Source organism: Streptomyces sp. NPDC006925 (assembly GCF_042869575.1).
Lineage (GTDB): Bacteria > Actinomycetota > Actinomycetes > Streptomycetales > Streptomycetaceae > Streptomyces.
In genome coordinates, this window is the sequence record NZ_JBIAGB010000005.1 from 278,695 (window position 1) to 304,667 (window position 25,973).

Here is a 25,973-nt window from a genome sequence, read left to right on the forward strand (position 1 = left end):
CTGCGGCCACTCGTCCCTGCGGCCACTCGTCCCTGCGGCCACTCGTCCCTGCGGCTACTCGTCCTGGTCGGCCAGCGAGTTGAGGCGGTGCAGGAGGCGGGCCAGCTCGGCGATCTCTTTGCGGTCCCAGGCGGCGAGCTTGCGGGCGTAGGACAGGCGGCGCGCGTCCCGTACCCGGGTGAACCGCTCCCGGCCCTCCGCCGTGAGGCGGACGAGCGAAGCTCGCCGGTCCGCGGGGTCGGTGCGCCGGTCGACCAGGCCGAGCTGCAGCAGCGCGTGCAGCTGGCGGCTTATCGTCGCCTTGCCGACACCGAAGTAGGCGGCAAGTTCGGTCGCCCGCTGCTCGCCCGTGTCCTCGAGGCGGACCAGCAGTCCGTACGCGGCGGGTTCCAGGTCGGGGTGGACCTGGCGGGCCATCTCGCCCGAGGAGGCGCGGGCGCGGCGCAGGAAGACGGCCAACTCCCGTTCGACGTCGAGGCATTCGGGGCCGAACGGCTCTGCCGGGTCCTCGTGGCCCGCGGGGTCTGTGGACTTCTTGTGCACGTCAGTGGTGCCTCCGGCGTTTTCCATGAAGAAACTTATCTCCAGCGCGCCCGATAGTCGCAGCTCCGCCAGTATTTCGCAGGAGTAGACCAACGGCAGCAGTCGGGGCGTCTTCCGCGTGGCCGGTCTACGCGCGTACCTTCGTCCTGACATGACCACACCAGTGGCGTGTTGTTGCTCCCGCGCGTCGCAGAGCAAAACCCCCCACATCGGTAAATACTACGTACGTACCAGACCCCCACCACCGAGGCTCCGGAGGCAGCGATGCCCAGCTTCAGATCCGGTACGGCCCGTCGCAGACGCGGAACCGCGGCTGTCATCGGGATGTTCGTCTCCCTTCTCGCACTCGTCCTGGCACTTCCGGGCGCGGCCTCGGCCGCTTCCGGCAACGGGGACAGCGGTACGAAGTCGGCCAAGGCCACGACACCTGGCAAGGCCTCGGAATCGGCCAAGAGCACCGAGGGCCTGCGCGGCAACCCCAAGGCGCCCGCCAAGCGCGGCGAAGCCTGGATGGGCGCGGGCGTGCGGATGCACGAAGCCGACTCCACCGACGGTACCCAGCCCGACAAGAACCGCGCCGGCCTGCTCGCATCGGTGCACGGCGTGGACGTCAGCAGCCACCAGGGGAACGTCGCCTGGTCGACGCTGTGGAACAGCGGGGTCCGCTTCGCCTACTCCAAGGCGACCGAGGGCACCAGCTACAAGAACCCCTACTTCGCCCAGCAGTACAACGGCTCCTACAACGTGGGCATGATCAGGGGCGCTTACCACTTCGCGCTGCCCAGCTCCTCCAGCGGCGCCACGCAGGCGAACTACTTCGCCGGCAACGGCGGCGGTTGGAGCAAGGACGGCAAGACCCTGCCGGGCGTGCTCGACATCGAGTACAACCCTTACGGCGCGACCTGCTACGGCCTGAGCAAGAGCGCGATGGTGAACTGGATCAAGGACTTCACCAGCACCTACAAGGCGCGGACCGGGCGCGACGCGGTCATCTACACCACCACGAGCTGGTGGACCCAGTGCACCGGCAACAGCAGCGCCTTCGGGAACTCCAACCCGCTCTGGATCGCCCGCTACGCCTCCGCACCGGGCACCCTCCCGGCCGGGTGGGGCTTCTACACCTTCTGGCAGTACACCTCCAGCGGCCCGACCGTGGGTGACCACGACTACTTCAACGGGTCGATGACACGTCTGAAGGTTCTGGCCAACGGAGGCTGAGCAGTTCCGTCACACCACGCATGCGAGTGGCCCCCGCCGTCCGGCGGGGGCCACTCTGCGCCGGTCACACCCGTCACGCCGCGACCGGCGCCTCCCTCGCAGGTGCCTGCGCGGGGGTCAGCGCCAGCTCCAGGACCTGGCGGACGTCGGAGACAGGGTGGACGTCGAGACCCTCCAGCACCTCCGCCGGAACGTCGTCCAGGTCGGGCTCGTTGCGCTTCGGAATGACCACCGTGGTCACTCCGGCCCGGTGCGCCGCCAGCAGCTTCTGCTTGACGCCGCCGATGGGCAGCACCCTGCCGGTCAGCGACACCTCACCGGTCATCGCCACTTCGGGCCGCACCTGGCGACCGCTCAGCAGCGAGGCCAGGGCCGTCGTCATGGTGACACCGGCGCTGGGGCCGTCCTTGGGCACGGCGCCCGCCGGTACGTGCAGGTGGATGCCGCGCTCCTTCAGATCGCCGACCGGCAGCTCCAGTTCCGCGCCGCGGGAGCGCAGGTAGGACAGGGCGATGTGCGCGGACTCCTTCATCACGTCGCCGAGCTGGCCGGTCAGGGTCAGCCCGGAGGCGCCCGTCTCGGGGTCGGCCAGCGACGCCTCGACGAAGAGCACATCGCCCCCGGCGCCGGTGACGGCCAGTCCGGTCGCCACGCCCGGCACCGCGGTGCGGCGCTCGGCCGGGTCCTGCGCGGCCTCGGGGGTGTGCCGGGGACGGCCGATCAGCTCGCGCAGCGCGTCCACCCCGACGCTGTAGGGCAGCTCGGCCTCGCCCAGTTGGTGCTTGGCCGCCACCTTGCGGAGCACCCGCTGGACGGACCGCTCCAGCGAGCGGACGCCTGCCTCCCGGGTGTACTCCGCGGCCAGCTTGCGCAGCGCGGGCTCCTCGATGACGACCTCGCCGCTCTCCAGCCCGGCCCGCTCCAGTTGCCGGGGCAGCAGGTGGTCGCGGGCGATGGTGACCTTCTCGTGCTCGGTGTACCCGTCGAGCTCGACGACCTCCATCCGGTCGAGCAGCGGCTGCGGCACGGCCTCCAGGACGTTGGCGGTGGCCAGGAAGACGACGTCGGACAGGTCGAGCTCGACCTCCAGGTAGTGGTCCCGGAAGGTGTGGTTCTGCGCGGGGTCCAGCACCTCCAGCAGCGCGGCCGCCGGGTCGCCCCGGAAGTCGGAGCCGACCTTGTCGACCTCGTCCAGCAGCACGACGGGGTTCATCGATCCGGCCTCCTTGACGGCCCGGACGATCCGGCCCGGCTGGGCTCCGACGTAGGTGCGCCGGTGGCCGCGGATCTCGGCCTCGTCCCGGACGCCGCCGAGCGCGACGCGGACGAACTTCCGGCCCATCGCACGGGCGACGCTCTCGCCGAGCGAGGTCTTCCCGACCCCGGGCGGACCGGTCAGCGCCAGCACCGCTCCGCCGCGTCGTCCGCCGACGACGCCGAGTCCGCGCTCGGCACGCCGCTTGCGGACGGCGAGGTACTCGGTGATGCGCTCCTTGACGTCCTGCAGCCCGGCGTGGTCCGCGTCCAGCACGCTCTGGGCGCTGGTGATGTCGTAGGCGTCCTCGGTGCGCTCATTCCAGGGCATCTCCAGGACGGTGTCGAGCCAGGTGCGGATCCAGCTGCCCTCGGGCGACTGGTCGCTGGAGCGCTCCAGCTTGTCGACCTCCTTGAGGGCGGCCTTCTCGACCTCCTCGGGCAGACCGGCGGCCTCGACGCGGGCGCGGTAGTCCTCGCTCTCGTCCTCCGGGTCGCCGTTGAGTTCGCTCAGCTCCTTGCGGACCGCGTCGAGCTGGCGGCGCAGCAGGAACTCGCGCTGCTGCTTGTCCACACCCTCCTGGACGTCCTTGGCGATGGACTCGGCCACGTCCTGCTCGGCCAGGTGCTCGCGCAGCGCGGCGGTGGCGAGCCGGAGCCGCTCCACCGGGTCGGTGGTCTCCAGAAGCCCCAGCTTCTGCTCCGTGGACAGGAACGGGGAGTAGCCCGCGTTGTCGGCGAGCTGGCCGACGTCGTCGATCTGCTGCACCCGGTCCACGACCTGCCAGGCGCCGCGCTTGCGCAGCCAGTCGGTGATGAGCGCCTTGTACTCCTTCATCTGCTCGGCGACCTGGCCGGGCTTGGAGCCTCCCCGGCCGGAGGCTGGGGAAGGGTCGGGCCCGGTCTCGGCGACGGGCGTGCCCTCGACCCACAGGGCGGCACCGGGGCCGGTCGTCCCGGTACCGACGCGGATCCGGCGCAGCCCGCGGATCAGCGCCCCGGGGTCGCCGTCCGCGAGCCGGCCGGTCTGCTCCACCCGGCCCTCGACACCGATCTCCGCATAGCTGCCCGCGACCCTCGGGACGAGCAGTACCCGCGGCTTCTCACCGTCGGGCGCGTCCGAGGCAGCTGACTTCGCGGCATCGACGGCGGCCCGCACATCGTTGTCCGAGAGTTCCAGCGGCACCACCATTCCCGGCAGCACGACACCGTCCTCGGCGTCGATGGGCAGCACGGGCAGGGTGAGTGGTGTGGACTCCAGGGACTCAGCAGCCATGATCTCTCCCTAGGCAGGCAAGTTGAGTAGTACCCGCTCAATGCTTTTGAGGCTGCTGATGTTCCCCACAGAGGGGGAGGACGTGTTCGCCGTGAGCGATCGGGCCTCCCGGCGCCCCGCATTCCCGGCGATCGCCCGGCCACCCCTGCACCCGCCGACACGAGGCGCCCTCCGGAGTGTCGCCACCGCCGCCGTCCTGCGGGCCGGTCCCTCCCGTCAGGGCGCCGCCCTCGGACCGGTCGCCCCTGTCGCAGTCATCGCTCCCGCAAGCACCGAGCGCGCCCAGTGCGACGACAGTGGCACCGAGAGCTATGGACCGACGCGCGTTCACATTCCCCCCACGTCCCGTTGAACACCCCTGCGATACGCCCCACCTCGGGGTGAGATTGACATGATCATTCTCATCGGATCACCACAGCCGCCCTACCCTGCTCCCATGTCGAACCCCGCGATCCCCGCGACCCGCTCAGCCGCCGCGGAGCAGACAGTCACCCTCGAGCGGCGCTCGGGCCCGTACGGCGAGGTCGTCCTGCGGCAGCGCGGCGCGCACTTCGAGATCATCGCCAATGGCTGCTTCCTGATGGACACCTCCGACGGCCGCTCGGAACGGCTTCTGGTGCGGGCGGCCCGGGACGAACTCTCCCGGGGTGGGGAAGACCACTCCGGTAGGGCGGTGACTCCCCCGGACCCGGAGGACCGCACGGACGGCACGGACCACCCGGCCGGCCCGCGGCTGCTCATCGGCGGCCTCGGGGTCGGTTTCTCGCTGGCGGAAGCAGCGGCCGAGCCGCACTGGGGCCGGGTGACGGTCGTCGAACGGGAGCCCGCGATCCTCGACTGGCACCGCGGCGGACCGCTCGCCGGCATCTCGGGACCGGCACTGGCCGACCCGCGCACCGAACTGGTGGAGGCCGACCTGGTGGCGTATGTCCATCGGGCCGCCGAGACCGGGCCCCGGTTCGACGCGTTGTGTCTGGACATCGACAACGGTCCGGAGTGGACGGTCACCGACGGCAACTCCACCCTCTACTCCCCCGCCGGGCTGGCCGCCTGCCGCGCGGCCCTGGCACCCGGCGGGGTCCTGGCCGTGTGGTCGGCCCAGCCGTCGCCCGCATTCGAGGGATCTCTGCGCAATGCGGGCTTCTGCCGTGTTCGGACGGATGAGATCCCGGTCGCCCGAGGCGTCCCCGACGTGGTCCACTTCGCGGCACGACCGGCGTAGCCGAGGCCCGTAGCAGGCCCTTACGCTGCTGTCTCAGGAAAGCCGGAAGAGCCACAGGGGCGGGGTCGCATGGACCAGAAGAACACCACTCAGACACCTGGCGGCGCTGCCGCCGCGACCACCCCGGGCGCGCAGCGCCGCATTCTCGTCGTGGAGGACGACCCCACCATCGTGGACGCCCTCGCGCGGCGGCTGCGCGCCGAGGGCTTCCAGGTGCAGACCGCCGGGGACGGGCCGGCCGCCGTGGACACCGCGGAGGCCTGGCAGCCGGACCTGCTGGTGCTGGACGTGATGCTGCCCGGATTCGACGGCCTGGAGGTCTGCCGCCGGGTGCAGGCCCAGCGTCCGGTGCCGGTGCTGATGCTGACCGCGCGGGACGACGAGACCGACATGCTGGTCGGTCTCGGCGTGGGCGCCGACGACTACATGACCAAGCCCTTCTCCATGCGCGAGGTCGCGGCCCGCGTGCATGTACTGCTGCGCAGGGTCGAGCGGGCCACCCTGGCCGCGCACACGCCGCGCAGCGGCATCCTGCGGCTCGGGGAGCTGGAGATCGACCACGCGCAGCGGCGGGTCCGGGTCACCGGCGAGGACGTGCACCTGACACCCACCGAGTTCGATCTGCTGGTGTGCCTGGCCCACTCACCCCGTGCGGTGCTCTCGCGCGAGCAGCTGCTGGCCGAGGTGTGGGACTGGGCCGACGCCTCCGGCACCCGCACCGTCGACAGCCACATCAAGGCGCTGCGCCGCAAGATCGGCGCGGAGCGGATCCGCACCGTGCACGGGGTCGGCTACGCGCTGGAGACGCCGGGCAACCCGGACGGCGCGCCGGCACCGGTCACGGGCGCCGCGGCCGAGGGCTCCTGACGGCCGGAGGGACGGAGCGAGGTGTCCGTTTCCGTGTCCATCTCCCTCCGCGCGCGCACCCGCTCGTGCGCGCGCCGGGTCGTCCGCTTCCTGGGCCGTGCGCTGGTCCGCTGCCGCCGGGCCGCGGCGCGGCAGGGTGCCGAGGCCTGGGGCCAGCTGTGGGAGGGCCTGCGGCCGGTCGACCCGTACCGGTCGGTGAAGGCGGCGCTGGGCTGGCTGGTGATCGTCTCCGTGGTGATCACCACACTGCTGGCGCTCTTCGCCGTGCAGTCCGCGACCGAGCTGCGCGTCATCACGATCATCTCCATCGTGGCCTCGCTGCTGATCACCCAGTTCGTGGCGCAGTCGCTGACCGCGCCGCTGGACGAGATGAGCAGCGTGGCCAAGGCGATGGCCGGCGGCGACTACTCCCGGCGGGTGCGCGGCGAGCGGCGTGACGAGTTCGGTGAGCTGGCTGCGAACTTCAACCGGATGGCGGCCGACCTGGAGGCCGTCGACCAGCACCGCAAGGAGCTGGTGGCCAATGTCTCGCACGAGCTGCGCACCCCGATCGCGGCGCTGCGCGCGGTGCTGGAGAACGTGGTGGACGGGGTCTCGGAGGCCGATCCGGAGACGATGCGCACCGCCCTGTCGCAGACCGAGCGCCTGGGCCGCCTCGTGGACCATCTGCTGGACCTCTCCCGGCTGGACAACGGGGTGGTACCGCTGGGCTCGCGGCGCTTCGAGGTGTGGCCGTATCTGGCGGGGGTGCTGAAGGAGGCCAACATGAGCAAGGGCTCGGGCCGCTCCCGCAAGGACGTCCATCTGCATCTGGACGTCTCCCCGCCCGAGCTGCGGGCCTACGCGGACCCCGAGCGGCTGCACCAGGTCGTGGCCAACCTGATCGACAACGCCGTCAAGCACAGCCCGCAGCACGGCCGGGTCACGGTGCGGGCCAGGCCCGGCGCGGCCGCCGAGGGCCACGGGAGCCTGGAGGTGGAGGTGCTGGACGAGGGGCCCGGCATCCCCGAGTCGGAGCGGGACCGGGTCTTCGACCGGTTCAACGGCACGCACAGCACCGAGTCGGCCACCGGCCGCAAGGGCGGCGGGATCAGCCCGGGAGGCGGCACCGGCCTGGGGCTGGCGATAGCCCGGTGGGCGGTGGAACTGCACGGGGGGCGGATCAGGGTGGCTGAATCTCCCCGCGGTTGCCGGATCCAGCTCACTCTTCCGGGGAAGAACGAGCCGCAGGTTTGACGTAGCCTCGCAGGTGAAACCCCGCAGACGCGAAATAGGGGCTGCCCGGTTCCGGTGCCGAGGCGGAACCGGGAGTGATTCCCGCCAAATTCCGCCCCGAAACCGCCGCCGCGATGTGATGTACGTGACCAAGAGCGGCCCGGACTCCACCAATCGTCCGGAGAGGCGTAGCCTTTATTTCCGCTGTCCACCACCTAAGGAAGCGGAAGAGGGCGGTTGCCGCCGTGTCGTCACAGTCCCCCAACAGCTCATCGAGCACCACCACGGAACGGAAGGACGGTCCGGGCAAGGACCCCGGCCCGTCGTTCGGCCCGAACGAGTGGCTCGTCGACGAGATCTACCAGCAGTACCTCCAGGACCCGAACTCGGTAGACCGAGCCTGGTGGGACTTCTTCGCTGATTATCAGCCGGAGTCCTCCGACGGAAGCACGGCGCCGAACAGCGCGGGCACCCCCCGGGACAACGCCCCGGCGCCAGCCAAGGCCGCCCCGGCCCAGCAGCCGGCCGCGTCCGGACAGGCCGCGGCACAGCCCGCCGAGGCACCCGCGCCGGCGCAGGCCGCCGCGCCGAAGCAGGCCGCCGCGCAGCCGAAGCAGGCACAGCCCGCGCCGAAGCAGGCCGCGCCCGCCAAGCCGGCGGCGCAGCAGCCCGCGCAGTCGGGCGGCGCGAAGGCGGCGGAGGCGGAGAGCGCCGAGGGACCGGAGTACGTAGCGCTGCGCGGCCCCTCAGCGGCCGTGGCCAAGAACATGAACGCCTCGCTGGAGCTGCCCACGGCCACGTCCGTGCGCGCGGTCCCGGTGAAGCTGCTGTTCGACAACCGCATCGTCATCAACAACCACCTCAAGCGCGCCCGCGGCGGCAAGGTGTCCTTCACGCACCTGATCGGCTACGCCATGGTGCAGGCGCTGAAGGCGATGCCCTCGATGAACCACGCGTTCACCGAGAAGGACGGCAAGCCCACTCTGGTCAAGCCGGACCACGTGAACCTGGGCCTGGCCATCGACCTGGTGAAGCCGAACGGCGAGCGGCAGCTCGTCGTGGCGGGCATCAAGAAGGCCGAGACGCTGACCTTCTTCGAGTTCTGGCAGGCGTACGAGGACATCGTCCGCCGCGCCCGGAACAACAAGCTGACGATGGAGGACTTCTCCGGCGTCACCTGCTCGCTGACCAACCCCGGCGGCATCGGCACCGTGCACTCCGTGCCCCGTCTGATGCCGGGGCAGGGCCTGATCATGGGCGTCGGCGCGATGGAGTACCCGGCGGAGTTCCAGGGCACCTCGCAGGACACCCTCAACCGGCTCGGCGTCTCCAAGGTGATGACGCTGACCAGCACCTACGATCACCGCGTCATCCAGGGCGCGGCGTCGGGCGAGTTCCTGCGCCAGGTGGCCAACCTGCTGCTGGGCGAGAACGGCTTCTACGACGAGATCTTCAAGGCGCTGCGCATCCCGTACGAGCCGGTGCGCTGGAACCAGGACATCGACGCCTCGCACGACGACGACGTCACCAAGGCGGCGCGGGTCTTCGACCTCATCCACTCCTACCGGGTGCGCGGCCACATCATGGCCGACACCGACCCGCTGGAGTACAAGCAGCGCAAGCACCCCGACCTGGACATCACCGAGCACGGGCTCACCCTGTGGGACCTGGAGCGGGAGTTCGCGGTCGGCGGCTTCGCCGGCAAGTCCATGATGAAGCTGCGCGACATCCTGGGCGTGCTGCGCGACTCGTACTGCCGCACCACCGGCATCGAGTACATGCACATCCAGGATCCCAAGCAGCGCAAGTGGATCCAGGACCGGGTGGAGCTGCAGCACGTCAAGCCGGAGCGCGAGGAGCAGCTGCGCATCCTGCGCCGCCTCAACGCCGCCGAGGCGTTCGAGACGTTCCTGCAGACCAAGTACGTGGGGCAGAAGCGGTTCTCGCTGGAGGGCGGCGAGTCCGTCATCCCGCTGCTGGACGCGGTGATCGACGCGGCCGCCGAGTCGCGGCTGGACGAGGCCGTGATCGGCATGGCGCACCGCGGCCGGCTGAACGTGCTGGCGAACATCGTGGGCAAGCCCTACGCGCAGATCTTCCGGGAGTTCGAGGGCAACCTCGACCCGAAGTCGATGCACGGCTCCGGCGACGTGAAGTACCACCTGGGGGCCGAGGGCGTCTTCACCGGCCTGGACGGCGAGCAGATCAAGGTCTCGCTCACCGCCAACCCGTCCCACCTGGAGGCCGTCGACCCGGTCCTGGAGGGTGTCGCGCGCGCCAAGCAGGACATCATCGGCAAGGGCGGCACGGACTTCACGGTGCTGCCACTCGCCCTGCACGGTGACGCGGCCTTCGCGGGCCAGGGCGTGGTGGCCGAGACGCTCAACATGTCGCAGCTGCGCGGTTACCGCACCGGCGGCACCATCCACGTGGTCATCAACAACCAGGTCGGCTTCACCGCGGCCCCCGAGTCGGCGCGCTCCTCGATGTACTCGACGGACGTGGCCCGTATGGTCGAGGCCCCGATCTTCCACGTGAACGGCGACGACCCGGAGGCCGTCGTCCGGGTGGCGCGGCTGGCGTTCGAGTACCGGCAGGCGTTCAACAAGGACGTGGTCATCGACCTGCTCTGCTACCGGCGCCGCGGTCACAACGAGACCGACAACCCGAAGTTCACCCAGCCGCTGATGTACGACCTGATCGACCGCAAGCGCTCGGTGCGCAAGCTCTACACCGAGTCGCTGATCGGCCGGGGCGACATCACGCTGGAGGAGGCCGAGCAGGCGCTCCAGGACTTCCAGGGCCAGCTGGAGAAGGTCTTCACCGAGGTCCGGGACGCCACCTCGGCGCCGGCACCGGCCGAGGTTCCAGCCCCGCAGGCGGAGTTCCCGGTGCACGTGGAGACGGCCATCAGCCAGGAGGTCGTCAAGCGGATCGCCGAGTCGCAGGTCAACATCCCCGAGCGGGTCTCGGTCCACCCCCGGCTGACGCCGCAGCTCCAGCGGCGCGCGCAGATGGTCGAGGACGACACGATCGACTGGGGCATGGGCGAGACGCTCGCCATCGGCTCGCTGCTGATGGAGGGCACCCCGGTCCGGCTGGCGGGCCAGGACTCGCGCCGCGGCACGTTCGGCCAGCGGCACGCCGTGCTGCTGGACCAGAACACCGGTGACGACTACACGCCGCTGCTGTACCTCTCCGACGACCAGGCCCGCTACAACGTCTACGACTCGCTGCTGAGCGAGTACGCGGCGATGGGCTTCGAGTACGGCTACTCGCTGGCCCGCTCGAACGCGCTGGTGATGTGGGAGGCGCAGTTCGGCGACTTCATGAACGGCGCGCAGACGGTCATCGACGAGTTCATCTCCTCGGCCGAGCAGAAGTGGAACCAGACCTCCGGGGTCACTCTGCTGCTGCCGCACGGCTACGAGGGCCAGGGCCCGGACCACTCCTCGGCCCGTATCGAGCGGTTCCTGCAGCTCTGCGCGCAGAACAGCATGACGGTCGCGATGCCGTCGCTGCCCTCCAGCTACTTCCACCTGCTGCGCTGGCAGGTGCACAACCCGCACCACAAGCCGCTCGTCATCTTCACCCCGAAGTCGATGCTGCGGATGAAGGCGGCGGCCTCGAAGACGGAGGAGTTCACCAGCGGCGGGTTCCGCCCGGTCCTCGGCGACACCATGGTCGACAACGGCAGTATCGACCCGGCCAAGGTCCGCAAGGTGGTCTTCTGCTCCGGCAAGGTCTACTACGACCTGGACGCCGAGCGGGCCAAGCGTGGGCTGACCGACACGGCGATCATCCGGCTGGAGCGGCTCTACCCGCTGCCCGGCAAGGAGATCCAGACCGAGATGGCGCGGTTCGCCAACGCCGAGAAGTACATCTGGGCGCAGGAGGAGCCGGCCAACCAGGGCGCATGGCCGTTCATCGCCCTGAACCTGGTCGACCACCTCGACCTGATCATCGGCTCGGAGCCGGTGCCGAACGCGGACCGGCTGCGCCGCGTCTCCCGACCGTCCTCGTCCTCGCCCGCCGTGGGCTCGGGCAAGCGGCACGCGGAGGAGCAGGCGCAGCTCATCAAGGAGGTCTTCGAGATCTGAGCGGTCCTGCCGTACGAAGCCGAGGGCCCCGCCGCGCATCTGCGGCGGGGCCCTCGGCCGTGCCGGGGGCGGACCGCGTGCTGCTGCGGCGGCCCGGCCCCGGCGAGCGGGTCAGCCCAGGTACGGCTCGTAGTCCCAGTAGGGACGGGTGCGCTGGCGGGCGGCGAGCGTGTGGTGGTGCTGGGCGCCGAGCGAGTGGGTGAACCGCTCCAGGGCCGTGCTCTCCAGCGCGCGGGCCTCCTCACGGCGCCGCAGCGAGCGCAGGTCGCCCGCGTGGGCGACCATGCACGACAGGGTGAGCGGATGGTCCTCGCCCAGTGCCCGCCGGGAGCGCTCCAGAGTGTCGCCGCTCAGCTCGTAGGCGTCCTCCAAGGCCTCGCTGAGGTTGCGGCCGCCGCTGGCGTTCAGGGCGCAGCCCAGAGTGGTGGGGTGGTCGGCGCCCAGCAGGGTGGTGAGTCCGACCAGCGCCTGCTCGAACATGTTGAGCGCGCCGTCGCGTTCGCCCTCCGCCTGGAGCACCAGGCCCGCGTTGGACTGCATCGCGGTGGGAACCGGGTGCGCCTGGCCGAGCAGCGAGCGGAATCCGTCCTCCGCCTCGATCAGCAGTTCCCGGGCCAGGTCCACGTCGCCCTGCTCGCGCAGGAAGTTGCCGTAGTCGGTGAGCAGCGACAGCGTGGAGTAGTGGCTGCGGTTGTGCACCTTCTCGTGCTGTTCCAGCAGGAGCGCCATGGCGGTGGCGATGTCCTGGCCCGGGGCGCCCGCCCTGCGCTGGCACAGCAGCAGATTGTGCCGGGCCATGAGGGTCTGCGGATGCTGGGCGCCGAGCACCTGCAGGTGCAGCCGCATGCCGAGTTCCTGCCGGGCCAGCGCCTCCTGGTAGCGGCCCATCAGCCGCAGGTCGCGGGCGCTGGCATTGCCGGAGGCGAGGGTGTGCGGATGCCGGGCGCGCAGTTCCTGCTCTCGTTTGCGGAGGGTGTCCAGATCCGTTTCGTAGGCGTCCTCGTAGCGGCCCAGTAGCCGCAGGCCGACGGCCAGATTGTGCTGGGCGAGCAGGCTCGTCCACTCCAGCGGGCCATAGAGCCGACGGGAGACCTCGACGACCTGCTCCTGCAACTGCAGCGCCTCGTCGTACTGCCCCAGCAGCCGCAGATCGGAGGCGAGGCAGCTGGTGGCGTCCATGACGGCCTCCTCGTGGAGACCGTCGGCGTGCGGCATTCCGCGCAGCCGCTGCAGCCTGGCGCTGTCGAGCACCTGCGCCTCCCGGAAGCGGCCCCGCTGGCGCAGCAGGTTGCCCTGGAGGGTGGCCAGAGCCAGCATCTGGTCCGCCGCCGGGTCCAGGAACGTCTCCCAGTCCGCGCGGATGCTCTCGGCCAGCTCGGAGCCGACGCTGTACTCGCCGCTGGCGAAGCAGTAGCGCAGGCAGTTGAGCAGCATCTCCTGGACGCGGCGCTCCTTGCTGGCGGGTGCCGCCGAGGCCACCAGGTGGGGCAGCATCTCGGCGTACCGGCCCCACTGGCGGCTGTCGTTCGGTGTTCCCGGGTCGGCCTCGACCAGCAGCCGGTGCACGGTGTCGCGGTAGACCTCGTCCTCGCGCCCTCGGGTCAGCTCGCCGATGACGCTGTGGACGACCTGGTGCATGTGCACGGAGTCGTTCTGGTCGACGTCGCCCATCGCGGGGGCGCGGGCCTCACGGGTGAGCACCGAGTAGTTGACGAGGGAGTCCAGGGCGCGGGACCAGCCGGAGCGGTCGCTGCTGAGCCAGCGCAGGCTCTCGGGGAGTTCGCCGGACGGGATGGCCCGGGCGAGGCCCAGCGGGATACGGCCGGGGGCGAAGACCGAGCACAGGGAGAGCAGCTCGACGGCGCGCGGTTCGGACTTGCGCAGCTTGTTGAGCAGCATCGACCAGGAGGTCAGCGACGAGTACGGGTAGTCGTCCGGCATGGTGTTGCTCTCCAGCCGGGTGAGCCCGACACCGCGCACCATGCGCAGGTACTCGGGCACCTCCATGCCCTCCTCGCCCAGCCAGGCGGCGGCCTGCGCGAGCTGCAGCGGAAGGTCCTGGAACTCGCCGGCCACCTGGTCGGCCTGCTCGACGGTGATGTGCGGGGCGCGGCGCATCAGGTAGCCGGTGGACTCGGCCCGGCGGAAGGCGCTGATCTGCTTGATGTCGGTGCCGGCCCGCCAGCTCTTGTTGCGGGAGGTGATCAGGACGTGCCCGCTGCCGCCCTGCGGGAGGTAGCCGGCCGCGTCGTCGGGCTCCTCCCAGCCGTCGAAGATCAGCAGCCAGCGGCCGGAGGGCTCGTTCCGGCGCAGTGCGTCGCGTACCGCGCGGACCCGCTCACCGACCTCCCCGGAGCTGTCGAGGCCGATCTCGGCGGCGAGCGCGCCGAAGGTGTCGCGCTGGGTGTTGCGCTGGTCGCAGTTGACCCACCAGACCACGTCGTAGTCGGGGGCGAAGCGGTGCGCGTACTCCGCCGCGATCTGCGTCTTGCCGATACCGGCCGTGCCGACCAGGGTGCAGACGGCGGCGCCGTGCTCGGCGTCCATCAGCCGCTGCTGGAGGTCGCCGAGGATGACGTCGCGTCCGGTGAAGCGGCCGTTGCGGCGCGGCACCTCGCCCCAGACGGCGGGGGGATCGTTGGGGTAGCGGCTGGCGTAGCCGGGCTGCGGGACGGGCACCCGGCGGGGCCGCAGCCCCAGCCGGTTCAGCAGCCGCCGCTCGGCCTCCTCCTCGCCGACGCCCCACAGATTGACCGGCTCCAGTACGGCGGTGGCGGGCAGCAGCTCGCGGTTGGTGAGGTTGACGGCGGCGAACTCCTCGGCGTGCTCGGCCACGTAGCCGCGCAGCACGGCGTTCCAGTCGGCCTCGGTGCGCGGGCCGAGCTGGAGGAACAGGTCGCTGATGACCAGCAGGACCCGTCCCGTGGCGAGCTGGAGGTCGCCGAGGGCTTCCGCCAGCGGCTGCTCACGGTCCGGGTCCCAGCGCTGGAGCGTGGTGCGGTGCCCGTGGCTCTCCAGCCGGTGCGCGATCCAGTTGCCCCAGCCCCGGTGATAGCCGGGGAAGACCACCACGAAGTGCTCGGACTCCCCTCCGGGCGGCCTGCCCCGAGCCGTTTCCCGCTGAGCGACCATGCCTGCGTTCTCCCTCGTCCAGCAGCCGTCGCCGCCCCCGCGGGCGACGTGTACGGCGAGATTACCCAAAGTGACCGTTCGTCAGCCTGTCTGCTGCGTTTTCCGCGTCGTCGGCCGGGTCACCGCCTTCGGCGTGCTCCGCGGCGCGGACGGCCGGCCCGCCGCCCGGGGACCCGAGCCGCTCGTGGCGGCGGCGCATGCCCTCCACGAACTCTGTGCCCTGTCGCGTGAGTTGACCAGAGCCCATAAGGAGGAAAAGGGCGTGGTCGACCTGGGCCCGGTAGTCCGCAGCGCGGCGCCGGGCGGCGGCGCGCTCGGCGGCCGGGGCCGCGGCCCGGTCCGCGAGCCTGCCCCACAGGTCGGCGAGGGCCAGATGTGCGTAGGTGCCCTGCATCACGGCGCCCAGCGGTCTGGGGTCGCTGCGCCAGCCCACCCGGTAGACGGCCTCGGCGGACTCGTGGCCGAGCCGGACGACTCCGCCCAGTACGGCCAGCTTGCTGTGCTGCACCTCGTGGACGAGCACCTCCGCCATCTCCTGCGGCGACTCCGGAAGGGTCGTCAGCACGGCCCAGGGCGCTGCCAGCCGGGTGGCGCTGGCCCGTCCGTCGGGCTTCCACCGGACGGGGACCACGGTCCGCACGAGGGCCGCCACCTCGGCGGCCCGCTCGGGGTCGGCGTCGCGCAGCAGAGCCAGCGCCCGCGTCCACAGCTCCTGCCACTCGCGGGCCTCGCCGGGTGCCGTCACGGTGGTCGGCAGCAGGCCCGCGAGCCCGGCACGGCCCTCCTCGCGGGCGAGGTGCGGATCGCGGTCGTCCAGGACGGCGCAGCCGCCGGGCAGCGGGTTCAGCGGGCGCCAGGGGCCGGTCGGCGGCACCTCGTGCCGCAGCAGGGCGCCGCGTGCCAGGGAGCTCGGCGCGCCGTCGGGCGGGGCGAGGGTGACGGTGCCGCCGTGTGCCGCGACCCGCACCCGGGGCGCCGCGCACAGGTACGCGCCGAGTCCGGGAAGGGTGAGCCGTCCGGCGGACACCGGGAGGTCGAGCCGGAAGTCGGCCCCGGCCGCGAGGGCGACGGCGGCGGCGAGCGCGCCCAGGTCGGCGACGGCCGCCGCGAAGTCCTCCCCGGGCGGTGCGGCGAGCGCGTGCGCCAGCCAGTTGCCGGCCGCCGGGGAGCCGAGGGCGCGGCGCGCCGCGGCGGGGTCGAGCTGCTCGGCGTCCTCCAGCAGCGTCCAGTGCGCACGCAGCGCGTGGGCCGCCGGCCCGGCGAGGGGGGCGCGCTCGGCCCGGGTCAGCAGGGTCTTGAGCAGCACGAGGCGTCTGCTGTGCAGCCAGCCTTCCAGCACGGTGGCCTCGCCCGGTACCGGTCGGGTCTCCCCCATCCGGAGCAGCCGGGGGCCCGGTATCTCAAGAGGGTTCATGGCGGCCCACGCCGTCTCCCGGGCCCGCGGGCGGGTCGGAGACGCCGTGGACCGGACTGAAGGTTGACCGGATCGCGCCCCGTTTCCGGCCTGTCCGCGGGGTGTTCACCTGCGGGGTGCCGGAGTGCCGCCGCTCGACCTGACCGCCCTGGGTGCCGGACGAGCGCCACACGTGCGACAGTTCCTCGGGGGCGTGCAGCGCGCTTTCCACCGCGGCGGTGACAACAGGATCGTCGCAGGTCCGAAGGGCGCGCAGGGTCACACCCGTCAGATCGGGCAGGGGTGGCTGCGGTGCGGCAGCGGGCCCGCGGCCCGGGCTGCGGACGGTGCCCTCGGTCCGCTTCGGCACGCTCTTCTCCTCCCTGGGGCCCCGCTCCGGGGTCGTGGTACGGCTGGTGTCTCTTTCCCGAGGCGGATAGCCGGAAACCCGCGCAAGCGGCGCCGCCGCCGCATTCGGCCGGTCCTCGTCCTCCCCCGTGCACCGCATCGGTTCTCCCCCTTCGCCTCTGGGGCTGTCGGTCCGTCGCCCCTCGGTCCGTCGTCACCGCTCCGTCCGCCCCCGCCCGCCGTGTCGGCCGGGCCGGGCCGTCACCCCGCCAGTCCGGCCATCCGGTCCCGGGTGGCGCGCACCTCGGCCCAGGGGATGTCCGCGAGGTGACCGGCCAGCAGCTGCCACTCGGTCTCCGCAGCGCGGTAGTCGGCCAGCGCCTCCTCGGTGCGCCCCTGGGCGCGGTGGAACTCGGCCCGCCCGTGCAGGGCCCTGGCCGCGGTGAGGGAGCCGCCCGCACGCGTACCGGACAGTTCCTCCAGTGCTCTGCCGAACTCGCCGGCCGCCTGCTGGACCTCGGGAGCGCCCGCGGGGAAGTGCGCGCGCGCCGCGGCCAGCCGCAGCCACGCCTGTGCACGGCTCTCGGCCTCCGGGCCCTGGCGGGCCGCCTGCTCCAGCAGATGGCACCCCTCGTACAGGTCGGGCAGGAAGCTCTCGCGTTCGTAGCGGAGCAGCAGGAGGCGGCCCAGCAGCAGCCCGGCCCTGGCCACGGTGGGGCTGCCGGACGGGGCACGCGTGAGGGCCTCGCGCAGCGGGCCCTCCGCGCGCGCGAGGGCACCGACCTCGGTGAACAGCATTTCGCCCCACTCGACGAGCAGGTCGCCGCGCTGCGCGCTGTCGCGGTCGGACAACTGCTCGGCCTCCGCGTACGCCTCGTTCGCCGCTTCCAGGTCCCCTGTCTCGCGCAGCACCCGGGCGCGCTCGCGGACGCAGCGCAGCCGCAGTCCGGAGTGCTCCCCCGCCAGACTCCCGGCGCGCGTCAGCACCTCGAGGCGCTCCTGCGGCGGTGCGCCGCTCAGCCGTAGCGCGGCCGCCAGGTCGAGGAGGGCGCCGCAGTGCTGCGCCCGGTGCTCCTCGGGGTGCTGTCCGGGCACCGTCGCGGGCCGGGGTTCGGAGGTCGTGGGGGCACCGGAGGGCTCGGGGGACCCGGGGGCGCGGTCTGCCAGCATGTCGCTCGCTTCGCGGAGTTCGCCGGCGGCCTCGGCGGCCGCCCGGTGACGGTGTTCGGGCGCGGTCCGGGCCAGTGCGAGCAGCACCCGGCCCAGCCGGAGTTTACGGGTGCGCTCGGCGTCCGGCGGGAGCGACGGGTCCGTCGTGTCCCGGCCGGTCGCGGTGGTGCGTCCGGCCAGCGAGCGCAAGAGCCCCTCGGCGCGCAGCAGGTGCCGGGTGCCGACCGGGTCGGGAGCCGCCTGCCCGCCGCGCGCCTGCCACAGCGAGTACTCCACGCCGGCGCGCTCCAGCAGCGTGCCGGGAGCGTCGCCGGTCAGCAGTTCGGCGGCCTCCCTGAGTAACGGCTCGGGGCCCTGCGGGCTACGGCGTACGGAGGCCGTGCCGGCGAGGGCGTGCAGCACCCTGCCCAGGGCCAGCCGGGCGCGGAGGCTGTCGCGGTCGGCGGTGCGGGCGGCCTCGCCCACCGAGCGGGCGCGGTGCAGGAGTTGGATGTCGCCCTGGTCGCGCCAGCGGCGCAGCAGCCGCTCGGTCTCGGCGACCTGGTCGACCGCGGTCTGCTCGGGCAGGTAGAAGCGGACCACTTCGGCAGGGATCGTCGCGAACATCTCGTCCCCGTCCTCGGCCTCGTCGGGCTCGGTGGCCTCTTCCACGGGCCCTCCGGGGGGCCGGACCGGCTGCGCCGGGCCGGTGCGGCCGGAGAGCTGGGCGACGGCCACGGCGGCGAAATTGCGGGTGCCCTTGCCGAAGCGCTGCGCCACATAGCCGGACAGATGTTTGAGGATGAGGACGGCGGCGCCCTGGTCGAGCGACTGCAGCAGCAGCTCGCGCACACCCGGCGCGAACGCGTAGCGCGGCCCGGACGGTTCTCCACGGCCGCCGGCTGCCTCCCCGCGGCCGTGCGGGCCGTCCTCCTCCGGCAGCCGGGTCAGCAGTCCGGACAGCAGCACTTCGGCGAGCTCCATCGGCCCCGTATCGGGCAGCATCGCCTCCTGCACCAGATGGATGACCGGCAGCAGCAGCGGCACCACCGCCAGGTGCACGGCCAGGTCGAGGGCGCCGGGTGAGGCGCTGTTGCGGAACTCGCGCAGCAGGGTGCGGGCCGGTACGCCGCCCGGGTAGGTACGCGGCGCGGGCATCGCCGGGTGCCGGGGCAGCACCCAGGCGGCGGCACCGGCGACCGCCCGCTCGCTCTCGGTGCCCAGCAGCCGCGCCCAGTTGCCCAGCGCCTCGGGTGTGGGCAGCAGCACCGGCACCGGCACCGCGTCGTCCTGCCCGGGCACCGCGAAGCTGTCCGGTTCGAAGGTGACGCGCCCGCCTGCGCTGCGCTCGCGCAGCAGCAGGCCGGGCTCGGCCGGCAGCGCGGTACGCGGCCACAGCCGGGGCGGCAGCGGCTGCACCACGGCCAGCGGGGAGCGCCCGGACCAGTGGTGCAGCAGCCGTTGGGCGCGCCCGTCCTGCCACAGCGCGCCGACGCAGTCGCTGACCACGAGGGTGAGCCGCCGCCCGGTGGTGTCGCGGTACTCGTCAGCGGGGCGCAGCCGCGCGGTCCCGTCGGCGGGGCCGGTGCCGATGAGCGGGGCTCCGTCCGGGGCGCGGTGCAGATAGCGGACCTGGACGTCGCGGAAGGCACCGAGTTGTTCGAAGGTCTGCCGCAGCCGCTCCAGGGTGGGCTGCCACACCGACGCGGTGGGTGAGGCGTCCATGAGGAGCTGGATCTCGCTGTAGCGGCGTACCTCGGTGCCGAAGACGGGCAGCACGGTGGTGGAGCGGGCGCTCAGGTCGGCGGTGGCTTCCTCGTCCAGCGCGCCGGTGGCCGGGGGCAGCGGCGGCCGGTAGCCGTGCAGCGGGCGCAGCGCGTGCTGCAGCTCCAGCAGTCCGGACAGTGCCCCCGCCGCGGGCGCCCGCACCGGGAAGCCGGCCGGCGGGGCTCCGCCGTGCCGACGCGGCGCGAACAGCGAGACCGGTGCCGTGCGCTCCTGGACCGGGTGGGTGTCGGCGGGTTCGTCGGCGTCGTGGTCCTCGACTGGGGGCATGGGAGGCTCCGGCTGCGGCGTCCGGCTCCCTTGGTAGCGGGGGCCGGTGGAGTCCGCGTCGGGTTCCCGTGCAGCGCAGCCCGAGGCGAAGCGGGCGAGCCACAGCGCCTCGGCGAGTTCTTCGGACCCCGGCTCCCGGCCCGCGGCGCGCAGCCGTGCCACCAGTTCCGTGACGTCCTGCCGGTACCGCTGCGCGGGACCCGGTTCCGCGGTGGACTCCCGGCCGCTGCCCGGAGGCCGCCGCGGCGGGGTCGGCGCCGCACTCATGTCACGGTCACCTCGGGCGGTCGAGCGGCCGCAGCAGCATCTCGGCGAGCCGGTCGCGGGAGACCCGCTCGACGCCGGAGGCGTGCTGGGTGAGGAACAGGGCGTTGAGGAGCTGGTCGGTGGCGATGACCTGGCCCGGCTGGCGCCGCAGGAACCGCTGGACCAGTTCGGCGCCGTCCTCCAGCGCCTCCTCCCCCAGGTGCGCGAGGACCATCGCGGCGAGCTGCTCGTCGCCGGGCGGTTTGAGGTCGAGCTGGATGCACCGGCGCAGCAGCGCCGCCGGGAAGTCCCGCTCGCCGTTGGAGGTGAGGACGATGAACGGGAAGGCGGTGCAGCGCACCCGGCCGCCCTCGATCCGGGCCCGGTCGCCGTCCGCGGTCAGCACTTCGGTGACCGGCTCGCGGTCGGCGATGCGCTCCAGCTCGGGAAGGGTGAACTCGCCGTCCTCCAGGACGTTCAGCAGGTCGCTGGGCAGGTCGATGTCGCTCTTGTCCAGCTCGTCGACGAGCAGCACCCGGGGCAGCGGGTCCCCGCCCGGCTCGGCGGGGCGCGCGGGCAGCAGCGCCGTACCGAGCGGGCCCAGCCGCAGGTAGGAGCCGATCGGCGGGCGGGCGGACGGGGTGCCGTCCCCGGCCACCGCGCGGTCCAGTTGGACGTCCTGCAGCCGGCCGATGGCGTCGTAGTGGTAGAGCCCGTCCTGCAGGGTGGTGCGGCTGACGATGGGCCAGCGCAGCACTCTTCCCAGGCCCAGTTCGTGTGCGACCGCGTGCGCGAGGGTGGACTTTCCGGTGCCGGGGTTGCCGGTGACCAGCAGCGGACGGCGCAGGTACAGCGCCGCGTTGACGGCCTCGACCTCCTCCGGGCGCGGGTGGAGGCTCTCCACCAGGCGGCGCCGGGCCCCCAGTCGGCGGGCGGTGTCGGCGCCCTCCGGACCGTCCCCGCCGTCCGGGGAGTCCGGCCCGGTGCCGGCGCCGGTGAAGTCCCGCCAGGGCGGCGGGTCGGGCAGCTCGCGCACAGCCTCGTGCGGCACCCCCGCACCGCGGTAGATGCGCCAATCGCTCACGGTGTGCTCCTCAACGCTGTCGGCGGCCTGGGCATGAGCGGTGGTTCGCGCAGCGGTCCGTCCCCCGAGGTCCTGTGGGGCGGATCGTAGAGCAGGACGATATGCCGTGCCCAGGCCGCCGAGGGATCAATTGGCGTGCTGTTGACGCCTGTTGACTCTTCTGAGTCGTCGGCGGACTCGGCGTTGCGGTTGCGCAGGGTCCTGATGTGCAGCGGGACCTGCCGCGCGGAGTGCACCCGGGCCAGCAGTTCGGCGGCGCGCCGGTGGAACTCGGCGCAGTCGTCGTGGTCCTGGCCGTCGCCGCAGCCGTGCCGCCACAGCGCCATGGCGTGCCCCGCGCCGAGCGCCGCCGCCATGGCCCGCGCACCCGGGCCGCTGCCGACCCGTGCGCAGTAGACCGGCACCGCACCGGGCGAGGCCGCGCGCAGCCTTCCGTAGGTGGCCTGCCCGCCCTCGGGACCGGGCCCGTCGTGCCCCGCGTCGGGCACCTCCCGGCGCAGCGGCACGGCCTCCAGGGGGCCGCTCAGGACGGCGGCGGCGCGGGTGCGGCACTCGGGGGTGAAGCCCTGGTCCTTGCGCGTCCGGTCGCGTACGACCACGAGTCTGCGCTGGCCCAGCGGCATGGTGTGCGGGTTGAACGGGTCGTCGGGGTCGTAGGGGCGGGCCCGCCACCCGTCCACCGGTTCGTCGAACAGCGGGCGGGGCAGCATGAACTCCACCGCCGCGAGGTGGTCGTCCACGTCGCACTGGTCGAGCGCCTGGGACAGCGCGGCGCGCACCGCCTCCTCCAGGCCGGGGCGCGGCGCGTCCTCCCGGCTCTGCTCGACGGTGATCTCCTCCCGCTCGCCGTCCTCACCCGCGGCCTGGTCCGCGTCGGACAGGCCCCCGAAGGCTCCGCCGGCGGCCTCTCCGGGGGTCTCGTCCTTGTCGGCCGGGCGCACCAGCGCCACCCGCCAGGCGTGCCGACCGGAGCCGTAGATGTCCGGCTCTATCTCCACCAGTACGTCGGCACGCGCCGCGGAGGCCGCGCGGTGGCCGTCCAGCACGCCGGGGACCCGGGCCCGGATGACGTCGTTGAGCAGGGTCCGCGCCGTGCGCTCCACCCACTCGCGCAGCTCGGCCAGTGCGCGGACCGCGCGCGGCGTACGCCCGGGACCCGATCGGTGGAGCGCGGCCGTCACCTTCGCGGCGTACAGCACCACCGCTTCCAGCGCGAGGTCCGGGGACGGTTCCTCCTCGGCCGTGCTGTGGTCCCGCGGGTCGTAGAGCAGGCCCGCGCCCTCCCGCCAGGAGCGCGGATCGTGGTCGCGGAGGGTGTAGGGCCGGCGCAGCACCATGTTCCGGGCCTCGTTGGCGAGTTGCAGCACCTGACCGGCCCCGGTGGGCGGCTCGACCTCGGCGAACAGCGCGTACAGCTCCGCGCGCCGGTCGACGGTGAATCCATAGGCGGGCTCGCCGCCGGTGGGGCCCAGCCGGGCGTGCTGCCGATGCCAGCTGTGGCCGAATCCGGTGTAGCGGCTCAGGTGGTGCCGGTCGTGCGCGGAGAGCACCTCGTGCAGCACCCGGGCACCGCGCGGTCCCGCGTCGCACAGTCGGCGCAGGGCCGTGACGGGCGTCGCCAGGCCCGTGCCCGGCCGCCGGCCGGCTCCCTTGCTGACGCCGAGCACCGTGCCGCGCCGCTGGTCGAGCACGGGACCGCCGGAGCAGCCCTCGGTCAGCTGGTCGCCGCTGAGCATGAGCGGGCGGCCGACGACGCCGGTGGCCTTCCCGAGTCCGGTGAAGAACATCTGGTCGCCCCGGACCTCACCCGGCGCCCAGCCGTACAGTCCGATGTCCGCGGGGGTCAGTACGGAACGGTCGCTCAGCCACAGGCAGTCGGCGTCCTCGGCGCCCGGCACCCGCACCAGCGCCAGATCGGGGAAGGGCCAGGGGGAGGGCGGTGCCTGGGAGTCCTCGGGGCGCGGCAGTCCGAAGGCCAGCTCGCCGAGGAGGACGGTGCCGCCGCCCCCGCCGGTGCCGTTCGCGGCGGCGGGGCCGCTCGCGCTGTCCGCGGCGTCCCCGATCGTGATGCCGATGGCGCGCTCCCCCCTCCAGACGGGCGCGGCCCCCTTGCCGAGGACGTGTGCGCACGTGAGGACCCATCCGGGCGCGACGAAGAAGCCGCTCCCCCAGAACGCTCGCCGGCTCCTGTCGCTGCGGCGGCTGTCGCCGCTTGTCCCGCTGCTTCCGTCGTACCCCTCGGGGGGTGCCCCGATGCGCACGACCGAGGCGCGAACGGAGTCGGCGAGGTTCGCGGGGGCGTTCATACGGCACAGGGCGCGCACGGCAGCACGCCGAATCGTGAACCGCCGTGTCGCGCGGCTCGCACTCCTGTCACAACGCTCCCCCTCTACGCCGGGTTCCCCGCAACCCTCCAGCAGGCTAGTGGCCGCAACTGACAGGCGGGAGGCGCGGGTTCGCAGCCCGCCCGTCTCCGTCTCCGTCTCCGTCTCCGGGTGGGACGGTGGCCCTTCCCCCCGGTCCGCCCTTCGCCGGTCGCCGTCCGCGAGGCCGGCGTTCGTCGGCCCGCGCGCTCTCCGGTCGCCGCGGTCCCGGCCGGGGCGGCGACCGGGGCGCGCGGGGGCACTTCGGCGCCGGGGCGCGTCAGTTGTCGCGCGCCGACGCCGCGCCTTCGTACGCCCGAGGTGCGTCGTTCCCCGCGCCCCCTGCCGGGGCCCCGGCGGTCGGACGCCGGCTCACCCGTTCTGCGGCGCGCCGCTGCCACCGGTGCCGGAGTCCGGCCCGGGGGCGGCTGCCTCGGGTTTGCGCCAGGTGAGGGTGACGGAGACGGCGCCCTTGGCCTCACCCTCGGCGAGAACCGCGGCCAGGGCCTTGCCGGACTTGACGGCGAGTTCGACGCCGAACGTCGCGCTGACCTCGTCGGGGCGCGCGTGCCGGGCAGCGGCGAGCACCGCGGAGCCCACTCCGCCGATCACCTCGTTGAGCTGCTGGGCCCGCGCGACGAGCATGTCCTGCATGCCCACGTCGTCGTACTGGAACTCCTCGGCCTCCAACGGCACTTCGTCGTCATCCAGTACGTGCACCCGGGCCAGCACCGTCTCCCCGCCCGGCAGCGTGATCTCCCGGATCTCCTGCTCCATGTGCGCCCCCTCGCCTCTGCCGCCGACGCTCCCCGTCGAGGCCCCTGCACGCCTCAACCTGCCCTGTACCAGGCCTCCTTGAACCCTCCCGGCCCTCCGGTCCCGGTCGCACCGGCCGGGACCGGAGGCCCGGGGCCGGACGGGGGTCGGGCGGGGGCCGGACCGGGGTCGGACCGGGGCCCGGCGGAATACCCGGTTCCGCGCGCCGCCGTCCCGCGGCGCGGCGCTCCTAGCGCGCTGCCGCCGGCGCGGCGTCCGGGCGAGGATCGAGGGGGGTGAGCACACCGAGGCGGTCCTCGACCGCCTGAGCGGCATCCAGGCACAGGTCCTCGCGGAACGCGCGCCCGACGAGTTGCACACCGAGCGGCAGCCCGTCGGCGACTCCGGTGGGCACGGCGACCGCGGGCACGCCCGCGAAGCTGGTCACCGTGCACAGGCGCATCGCCGAGCCGACCCGCTCCCGTCCTGCCCGGTCGCGCGACTCCAGCCCGGGTTCGACGGGCGGCTCGGTGAACACGGGGCCGAGCAGCAGTGGGTAGGTGTCGAGGAACTCCGCCCAGGAGCGGCGGACGCCCAGCCACACTCCCATCAGCTGCATGAACTCCGCGGCGGTCGCGGGCGGGGTCTTCTCCATCGTCATCTCGATGTAGCGGTCCCCGCCCTCGCCGAGCAGGGTGCGCAGCACCGGCCAGTTGGGCGCGAACTCGGTCATGACGATCCGCTGGTACGCCTCCAGCGCCTCGTCGAGCCGCGGCACGTCCGCCACTTCCCGCACGTCGTAGCCGGCGTCGCGCAGCGCGTCGGCCGCGGCCGAGACCGCGCCGCTGACCGCGGCGTGGACCCCGTGGCCGCCGGGGTCGGCGACGACCGCGACCCGCACCGGCCCGGGCAGCGGCTCGCCGCGGACGGGTACCGGAACGGCCCGCGGGTCCCGCGGATCGGTCCCGGCCAGCACCTCGTACGCCAACCGCAGATCGGCGGTCGTGCGCGCCAGGGGGCCGTCGGTGACGAGTATCTGCGAGGCCGGCCCCGGGTCGGCCGGGCCGAAGAGCCGGTGATCGGCGGGGAACCGGCCGGCGGTCGGTTTGAGTCCGGCCACACCGCAGAACGAGGCCGGGATCCGCACCGACCCGCCGGAGTCGTTGCCGAGGCCGAGCGCGGCCATGCCGGTGGCGACTGCCGCTCCGTCGCCGCCGCTGGAGCCGCCCGGAGTCCGGCTCGGGTCCCACGGGTTGACGGTGTCGCCGAACAGTTCGCTGCGGGTGTGCATCCCGGCCAGGATCAGGGTGGGGACGTTGCTGTGGCCGATGGGTACGGCTCCGGCGGCGCGCAGCCGGGCCACCGGGGGCGCGTCGGCCTCCGCGACCAGATCGCGGAACCGGGCGGCTCCCATGGTGGTCGGCACGCCCTCGACGGCCGTGGTCTCCTTCACCGTGAAGGGCACTCCGGCGAGCGGCCCCGGTTCCGCACCGGCGGCCCGGCGCGCGTCCGTCCGCGCCGCGGCCTCCCGCGCGCGCTCGGCCATGAGCTGAGTGACCGCGTTGACCCGCGGGTTGACGTCGGCGATGCGGTCCAGGTGGCTGCCGACCAGTTCGGCGGCCGATACGTCACCGTTCCGGACCGCCGCCGCCTGGGCCGCGGCCGGCATCTTCCAAAGGGCGTCCCGCACGATTGCTGCCCTCCCCGTTCCTGTGTCGAATCCTGTGTCGAAGTGCTCGCCGCGGCACCCTA

General features: G+C 73.1%; 15 protein-coding genes. 5 read left to right on the plus strand and 10 right to left on the minus strand.

All coding sequences use genetic code 11. The features are described 5' to 3' along the window. Window positions 1-54: 54 nt before the first annotated feature. A complete protein-coding gene (locus ACFYNS_RS10435) occupies window positions 55-570 on the minus strand; it encodes a MarR family transcriptional regulator (RefSeq protein ID WP_360289555.1) in 516 nt (171 codons plus the stop codon). 237 nt (window positions 571-807) lie between these two features. Between ACFYNS_RS10435 and ACFYNS_RS10440 the strand changes: the two genes are divergently transcribed. Next, on the plus strand, window positions 808-1,761 hold the full coding sequence (locus ACFYNS_RS10440) for a lysozyme (RefSeq protein ID WP_360289557.1): 954 nt from the start codon (window positions 808-810) through the stop codon (window positions 1,759-1,761). A gap of 73 nt (window positions 1,762-1,834) precedes the next feature. Here the strand turns inward: ACFYNS_RS10440 and lon are convergent, their stop codons facing one another. Next, window positions 1,835-4,291: an endopeptidase La gene (lon, locus tag ACFYNS_RS10445; RefSeq protein WP_360289559.1), complete on the minus strand. Its 2,457-nt coding sequence runs from the start codon at window positions 4,289-4,291 to the stop codon at window positions 1,835-1,837. A gap of 436 nt (window positions 4,292-4,727) precedes the next feature. Here lon and ACFYNS_RS10450 point away from each other — a divergent pair, with 436 nt between their 5' ends. From ACFYNS_RS10450 to ACFYNS_RS10465, 4 genes are all read left to right on the plus strand, one after another. Further along, window positions 4,728-5,513 carry a spermidine synthase gene (locus tag ACFYNS_RS10450; RefSeq protein WP_360289561.1) on the plus strand — a complete coding sequence of 262 codons (786 nt, stop codon included), beginning with the start codon at window positions 4,728-4,730 and terminating at the stop codon, window positions 5,511-5,513. A 69-nt stretch (window positions 5,514-5,582) separates the two neighbouring features. After that, a complete protein-coding gene (locus ACFYNS_RS10455; RefSeq protein WP_360289563.1) occupies window positions 5,583-6,380 on the plus strand; it encodes a response regulator transcription factor in 798 nt (265 codons plus the stop codon). A 90-nt stretch (window positions 6,381-6,470) separates the two neighbouring features. After that, window positions 6,471-7,616, plus strand: a complete 1,146-nt coding sequence (locus ACFYNS_RS10460; protein WP_388602118.1) for an ATP-binding protein — start codon at window positions 6,471-6,473, stop codon at window positions 7,614-7,616. Between the two features lie 224 nt (window positions 7,617-7,840). Then, window positions 7,841-11,695 carry a multifunctional oxoglutarate decarboxylase/oxoglutarate dehydrogenase thiamine pyrophosphate-binding subunit/dihydrolipoyllysine-residue succinyltransferase subunit gene (locus ACFYNS_RS10465; RefSeq protein WP_360289565.1) on the plus strand — a complete coding sequence of 1,285 codons (3,855 nt, stop codon included), beginning with the start codon at window positions 7,841-7,843 and terminating at the stop codon, window positions 11,693-11,695. 111 nt (window positions 11,696-11,806) lie between these two features. On the opposite strand, the gene fxsT is transcribed toward ACFYNS_RS10465, so the two are convergent. The 8 genes from fxsT to ACFYNS_RS10505 form a co-directional block, all read right to left on the minus strand. Then, window positions 11,807-14,827, minus strand: coding sequence for an FxSxx-COOH system tetratricopeptide repeat protein (fxsT, locus tag ACFYNS_RS10470; RefSeq protein WP_360289567.1), 3,021 nt, complete (start codon window positions 14,825-14,827; stop codon window positions 11,807-11,809). 61 nt (window positions 14,828-14,888) lie between these two features. Beyond that, window positions 14,889-16,202, minus strand: a complete 1,314-nt coding sequence (locus ACFYNS_RS10475; RefSeq protein WP_388602040.1) for an aKG-HExxH-type peptide beta-hydroxylase — start codon at window positions 16,200-16,202, stop codon at window positions 14,889-14,891. Between the two features lie 25 nt (window positions 16,203-16,227). Further along, entirely contained in the window at window positions 16,228-16,590 is a 363-nt protein-coding gene (locus ACFYNS_RS10480; protein WP_360289570.1) for a hypothetical protein, read from the minus strand. A 239-nt stretch (window positions 16,591-16,829) separates the two neighbouring features. Continuing rightward, a complete protein-coding gene (locus ACFYNS_RS10485) occupies window positions 16,830-20,039 on the minus strand; it encodes an SAV_2336 N-terminal domain-related protein (RefSeq protein WP_388602042.1) in 3,210 nt (1,069 codons plus the stop codon). A gap of 7 nt (window positions 20,040-20,046) precedes the next feature. Next, on the minus strand, window positions 20,047-21,102 hold the full coding sequence (locus ACFYNS_RS10490; RefSeq protein ID WP_360289574.1) for a MoxR family ATPase: 1,056 nt from the start codon (window positions 21,100-21,102) through the stop codon (window positions 20,047-20,049). Further along, window positions 21,099-23,408, minus strand: coding sequence for a trypsin-like peptidase domain-containing protein (locus ACFYNS_RS10495; protein ID WP_388602044.1), 2,310 nt, complete (start codon window positions 23,406-23,408; stop codon window positions 21,099-21,101). Before ACFYNS_RS10495 ends, ACFYNS_RS10490 begins: the two co-directional genes overlap by 4 nt. A 429-nt stretch (window positions 23,409-23,837) precedes the next feature. Beyond that, window positions 23,838-24,242, minus strand: a complete 405-nt coding sequence (locus ACFYNS_RS10500; protein ID WP_388602045.1) for a CU044_2847 family protein — start codon at window positions 24,240-24,242, stop codon at window positions 23,838-23,840. 229 nt (window positions 24,243-24,471) lie between these two features. Beyond that, the gene (locus ACFYNS_RS10505; protein WP_388602120.1) at window positions 24,472-25,914 is read right to left on the minus strand and encodes an amidase; all 1,443 of its coding nucleotides are present in this window, start codon (window positions 25,912-25,914) and stop codon (window positions 24,472-24,474) included. Window positions 25,915-25,973 lie beyond the last annotated feature (59 nt).